The 5,945-nt window shown below is 39.1% G+C and carries 4 protein-coding genes; 1 reads left to right on the top strand and 3 read right to left on the bottom strand.

Features of this window, described 5'->3' with window-relative positions:
• Window positions 1-35: 35 nt before the first annotated feature.
• Both GQR46_RS14935 and GQR46_RS14930 read right to left on the bottom strand, forming a co-directional pair.
• Window positions 36-3,614 (bottom strand): M1 family aminopeptidase, encoded by a 3,579-nt coding sequence (locus GQR46_RS14935; RefSeq protein ID WP_165741342.1) that lies wholly within the window; start codon window positions 3,612-3,614, stop codon window positions 36-38.
• 9 nt (window positions 3,615-3,623) lie between these two features.
• The gene (locus tag GQR46_RS14930) at window positions 3,624-4,505 is read right to left on the bottom strand and encodes an ABC transporter ATP-binding protein (RefSeq protein WP_165729091.1); all 882 of its coding nucleotides are present in this window, start codon (window positions 4,503-4,505) and stop codon (window positions 3,624-3,626) included.
• Window positions 4,506-4,692: 187 nt separating this feature from the next.
• On the opposite strand from GQR46_RS14930, the gene GQR46_RS14925 reads away from it, so the two are divergent.
• Window positions 4,693-5,370 carry a nitroreductase family protein gene (locus GQR46_RS14925; RefSeq protein WP_165729090.1) on the top strand — a complete coding sequence of 226 codons (678 nt, stop codon included), beginning with the start codon at window positions 4,693-4,695 and terminating at the stop codon, window positions 5,368-5,370.
• 212 nt (window positions 5,371-5,582) lie between these two features.
• Here the strand turns inward: GQR46_RS14925 and GQR46_RS14920 are convergent, their stop codons facing one another.
• On the bottom strand, window positions 5,583-5,885 hold the full coding sequence (locus GQR46_RS14920) for a metalloregulator ArsR/SmtB family transcription factor (protein ID WP_165729089.1): 303 nt from the start codon (window positions 5,883-5,885) through the stop codon (window positions 5,583-5,585).
• Between the last annotated feature and the right edge of the window lie 60 nt (window positions 5,886-5,945).

Genomic DNA, 5,945 nt, shown 5'->3' with positions numbered 1-5,945 from the left:
TAAATTAGTCAGTTTAAGTGGTTAGTAGATAGACCTTAAAATTTAGCTAGGTTATTTTTACTGTCCTTGTCGACTAGCTTAATGTAAGGATCAACCCCCGCAAATAGTGGCTTTTCTTTTACTTTAAGCTCAATAGTATTAGTACCTGATACTATTTGGTGCTTTTGAGAGTAAATAACAAAATCTTCAGCTAGTAGGTTTTCAGGGTCATCGCTAAACAATGCAATATCAATTAGCTCATCGAGCGGCTGTTCAGTTTCTTCACCTTGGCCATCCGCACGCTGTTTAACGGCTTCTACGCTAAGTGTTACAGTATAAAATCCTTCGCTATCAACGCTATCTGTAACTGACACATCTTTCATCTCAAGCTCATATAAGGTGATATATTTAAACTGATCGTCAATAAAACTTTGCTCTGCTTGTGTTGCGTCTTGTTTTAAATAGCTAAGTAAATCAAGTGTTGTTGGGTATGGTGTTGATTGGTACTGAAACTCATTTAAAAATGCTTTGAGTGCATCATTTAACCGTTTTTCACCTAAACGATCATAAATCGCCATCATTACCACAGATCCTTTATTGTAATGAAGATATTGTTGAGACTGCGTTTTATATAGTGGCATTTCTTCAAAGGCTTCCCCTGTACGCCCTATTAAGTACCTATCAAGCTCATATTTTAAAAACTTACGTAGCTTCTCTGCGCCAAAGCGTTTTTCAAGCACCATAAGCGCACTGTATTGTGAAAGCGTTTCTGACATAACTGCGCTCCCCTCAACATTTGCTCCCGACACTTGATGCCCCCACCACTGGTGCGCTACTTCATGTGCGGTAACATAGTAAGGGTAGTCAACTTTACTCTCATCTCTTAAGTCTGTAATAAACCCCATGCTTTCTGAGTAAGGGACTGTATTGGCAAAACTTTGTGCAAACGAGCGATACTTAGGAAATTCAATTATACGTAGCTGCTTATGCTGATACGGCCCAAATGCTTGTGTAAAGTAATCTATCGAGTCTTGTACCGACTCAATCATGCGGTCAACATTCCATGCATGATTTTTGTGGTAATACACCTCAATATTTACCCCATTATGCTCAACCTTTTTACTTTCAAGTTCAGCCGAAAGCACCGCATAAAAGTTTAAAATAGGCGCATCCATTTCATAAACAAAAGTGCGGCGCCCGTCTTTTACACTTTCACTTTGTAAATACCCTGGGGTAATAGCAAATTGCGACTCGTCGGTTGTTACCGTTGCCTTAAAGTTAATAAACCCATTAGCTGCACCAAAATCACTTTGAGTATAGTACTGACTGTCTTCTAGCTTATGGGCACGTTCAAGTTCTGGTAAATCATGCTTACGGCGTTCAAATTTATCAGCTACCTGTAAACCACGGCTATAACCAAAGCTAGGAAGGAGTTCCAAGTTATTAATAAAAGTGCCATTGGCAACTAATTGTGTATCAGAGTCTTTATCAGTAAAGGCTGTATGATCACGAGTAACCGACAGTTGCCCTTCTCTTATTTCGTTTGGCATAAGCGGCTGCTCAAACTCAAACCATGCTGAATAAAGCGCTGGTAATTTTTCAACTATCTTACCGCCTGCCATAGCTACATCCCAACTTTTAGCGTGTTGAGGTGAGCTTATTAACACTCGCGTAATTGGCTCGTTAGAGGTATTAGTAAATTTAATTTTTGCCACAGCACTTAAAGCACGCTTTTTTGGATAAATATCAACAGTTAAGTCAACATCGGTCACCATAGGTACTGCTAAGTCTTTGTATTGTGCAAACTGCTGTTCATAACTTATTTGCTTGTCTTGAAACTCATCGCTCGTAGTAAACTCATTCAAAACTCGCGTGTTGTTATAAATATTGTAGCCTGCACCAACAAACACTAGTGCACTAATAACCGCAATCGCTTGCCCTTTTAACGACATATTATAACGAAGCATAGACAGGCGTGTGCGCAGCGTTTGTGAAGGACCACGGTGCCATAACGCAAACCCAACAATCGCTAAAACAAGACTTAACGCGCCCCAATATAATGTGTACCAATGCGCAGCTTGTAAGAAATGTCCATAACCATTTATATCAGAATACGGTACGCTACTGCTTTGCGAAAAATGATACATATGATGCTCAAACCCATAAGAACCCATTACTTTTTGCGCTATGTAATACAAAATAAACAAACCCATTCCTACATATTTATTCGGGCTAATAATCTGTAAAAAGAAGGCGAGTACTGTCAGCATAATCAACGGTAAAATCGATAAATAAACAATCCTAAATAAATACTGTCCTAGCTCTAAATTAAATTGACCTTTAAATAACTGAACTGTAATTGTGAGTATCATTCCCACGAGGAACAACCCAGAAACAGCGGCGATTAAAGCCAGTATTTTTGACACCCAAAAAACACTGTTATGTACAGGAAAGCTGTCAACAATATCGCCCATGCCACTTTGTCGCTCTCGCCACACAAGCTCAGCACTATAAAAAGCGATAATAACAAACAAAAATAAACCAGAAATACCGCTAATAATATTGACCATATTCTGAGTTAAAGGCCAGTTAGTAGTGCCATAAGCACCAATAGGCGCAAACAGAGGGATCATAAGCGTTACAATGCTTACACCCGCTAAAATCATAAAAGGAGCACTAAATATAACTTGTTTAAGTTCGAATATACTGCGCATTATTAGCTGAGATTTAGTACTAATCCCCGCTGATTTATAATTTTTAGCACTATTGATAAGTGCAGCTTGTTTATTTTGTACAAAAGCAGAGACTTTAAATTGCTTCTTCTGTTTTTTAGTTACTATGCGGTTGCTTAGCTTTCCAAGGCCAAAAAACATTGCAACACTGATTGCCACCCACAATATACGGTTAACTAAAAGGTCACCTGTGAGCGTTAGCACTTCTGTGTTTTTATCATTTACAGTCCAATAACGTGTTAAATCAATTAACGAACCTGAACCAAATGGGTCGGCGTAAACAACAATATTTCTAAATGCTAAATCATCAAAGTAAACGCCGGCAATTTGATAGGCTATAAAAATCACAACAGCTGCTACATACACCGACATCATGGTTTTAAAATAGACCGCTACACTATTAAAAATAGCCGAAAGCACAAGTAAACTTGGCACTGCTAAATAAAGATAAGGCGCAGCGTAGTACATTAGCTTATTAGGACCAATCAATTCGCCATCGAGCCAGCCAACTAATAAACCAAATTGCGACCCTAAAAACACACCCAATGGCACGCTTAAAAACACAATAAGTACAACTAAGTAAGAACCAAAAAAACGCCCTGCTTGATAAGGCACAGGATTAACAGGCTTACTAAATACCAGCTCATCCATTTTGCTTTCACTGTTGCGAATAGCAGAGCTGGCAACAAAGTTAACCACTAAAAACATAGCGAGTGTACAAAATGTAACGGTTAAAAGCATAATCGAGAACGGCGAGTTCATATGAACATTCGCCCCACCTAGCGGAAACTTACTACTGGAGCTTATAAAAAACGCCATAAAAAAGAAGATTAATGAGGTCACATAAAACGAAGGTTGGCGCATAAAATAGCGCAGCTCAAACGCAAGCATATTAAAAAACATAACGCCTCCTTATGCTACTTCGCTGTTACGATGATTAAGCAGTGTAGAAAAATACACATCTTCTAAATTTGCATTACTTGCTTCAAACCCTTGTGGAGCCTGCTCTGCTATTACATGTAAAATTGTTTTCCCTGCAAATAAGCGCTTAGAAATAACCGGTAATTGCGGCTCAAGTTCTTGCGCTTCTTCTTGGCTCATGGCTTTGCGCCAAATTTGTCCTTGGAGCTTATCGGTAAGCGCTATTGGGTTACCTTCCAGTAAAATCTTACCGCCAGCCAACACCGCCATATTTGGGCAAAGCTCTGCAACATCTTCAACAATATGGGTCGATAATATAACTACTTTTTGCTCGCCTAAGCTTACTAATAAGTTATGGAAACGATTACGCTCTTCAGGATCTAGCCCCGCTGTTGGCTCATCAACGATTAGTAAATCAGGGTCGCCTAGTAAGGCTTGTGCAATACCAAAACGCTGGCGCATACCGCCCGAAAAGCCACTTACCGCTTTTGAGCGATGTTGATATAAATTAGTGTGCGCAAGTAACCCTTCAACCGACTCTTTACGCTCCGCTTTATTATGAATACCCTTTAAAACAGCCATATGGTCCAGTAAGTCGTAAGCACTAACACGCGGGTACACACCAAAATCTTGTGGTAAGTAACCTAAGCGTTGGCGCAGTGCCTGTGGGTCTTTAAATACATCAATGCCATCAAAAGTAATTGAACCTGAATCAGCCGACTGTAGTGTTGCAATGGTACGCATAAGCGATGATTTACCTGCGCCATTTGGCCCAAGCAATCCAAACATCCCTTTACCGATAGATAAATCAACACCTTGTAGTGCATGTACGCCGTTATCGTAGGTTTTAGATAACCCAGTTATTGATAGCATTTTTACTTCCTTGAATATGAGTAATTATTTTTATGATGTTTTATACCACAAGAAAAACAGGAACATAAGTTACTTACTGGTTAAATTTGTAACAACAAATAAACATAATTTAAACTCATAACACTTGCCTACGCTTTATTCACTCGGTATAAAAACCACATATACTTTTTATAAGAAGCGAAAAGCCATGCAAGATCACCAAAGTCAGCCATTAAACGACTTTATAGAATACCCACACGACGAAATGCTAAATCGCGCTAACGAGTTTTTAATCACTAGCCAACGTCGCCATAGCATTCGCAGCTTTAGCGATCGCCCAGTACCAAAAAATATTATTGAAGCATGTATAAAAGCAGCAGGTACAGCACCCAGTGGAGCGAATCATCAGCCTTGGCATTTTGTTGCTATAAATAGTAGCGATGTAAAAAAGCAAATAAGAGAAGCCGCCGAAAAGCTAGAACGTTCTTTTTATGAAGGGCGAGCAGGTGAAGAATGGTTAGATGCGCTAAAACCGTTAGGTACCGACGCCAATAAACCTTATTTAGAGCATGCACCTTGGCTTATAGCTGTATTTAGTCAAAAAAAGGGCGGCGTAAGCACTGATGATAAAAATACGAATTATTATGTGCATGAGTCTGTTGGCTTAGCTACCGGCTTTTTAATTCAAGCTTTGCACCGTTCAGGTTTGGCAACCCTTACTCATACTCCAAAACCAATGAGCTTTTTAACCGACATATGTGGCCGAGATAGGGATAACGAGCGCCCGTATATGTTACTTATTGCAGGCTACCCAAGTGAAGATGCCACAATACCGGCTCATGCACTGGATAAAAAATCTATCGATGAAATAGCTACGTTTATTTGAGATGATCTTTAACCGCAAACTTATCGCTTGGGTTAAACCTTGCGATAATATGCTGTTATGTATTTGTAGTTTCGTCTAAGCATAGTGGCTGTTTTCGTACGAAATCTATTTAAGTACAAATGCTGCAAAAAATTAATAGCACAAAAACAATACAATAGAGCTGAGGTTATTCTAACCTGCTTTCGCTGCGCTACTCACGCCACTAAAAATCGTTAGTCTTTACAAAATAAGTTATATAGCGTGCCAAGTAATTGCACTGCGTTATCGTCAATTATACGATAATAAATAGTTTGGCTTTCACGGCGAGTGGCAACAACATTCGCTTTTCGTAGTGCAGCTAAATGCTGAGAAAGTGCCGATTGTGCTAAAGGTACGGCTTCATTTAGTTGCGATACACTCATTTCTTTATCTTGCAAAGAGCATAAAATCATTAAGCGATTTTTATTCGCTAAAATTTTTAATAACTGCTCTGCCTGCGCCACATTCCCAGCCATTGCAATAAAGTCGATATTCATAGCATGCTCTTATTATAAAAAGTGATTGGAGTATAAATATATGCATTGTTAATGTCTAAC

The organism is Pseudoalteromonas sp. Z1A6, from assembly GCF_011378745.1.
In the GTDB taxonomy this organism is placed as follows: Bacteria; Pseudomonadota; Gammaproteobacteria; order Enterobacterales; family Alteromonadaceae; genus Pseudoalteromonas; species Pseudoalteromonas arctica.
The sequence above is the reverse complement of the archived record's forward strand: the minus strand, read 5'-3'. Positions and strand labels throughout refer to the sequence as shown.

Excerpts from the sequence above, each read along its gene's own strand:
- GQR46_RS14935 (WP_165741342.1), bottom strand. The coding sequence starts at position 3,614 with ATGTTTTTTAATATGCTTGCGTTTGAGCTGCGCTATTTTATGCGCCAA.
- GQR46_RS14930 (WP_165729091.1), bottom strand. The coding sequence starts at position 4,505 with ATGCTATCAATAACTGGGTTATCTAAAACCTACGATAACGGCGTACAT.
- GQR46_RS14925 (WP_165729090.1), top strand. The coding sequence starts at position 4,693 with ATGCAAGATCACCAAAGTCAGCCATTAAACGACTTTATAGAATACCCA.
- GQR46_RS14920 (WP_165729089.1), bottom strand. The coding sequence starts at position 5,885 with ATGAATATCGACTTTATTGCAATGGCTGGGAATGTGGCGCAGGCAGAG.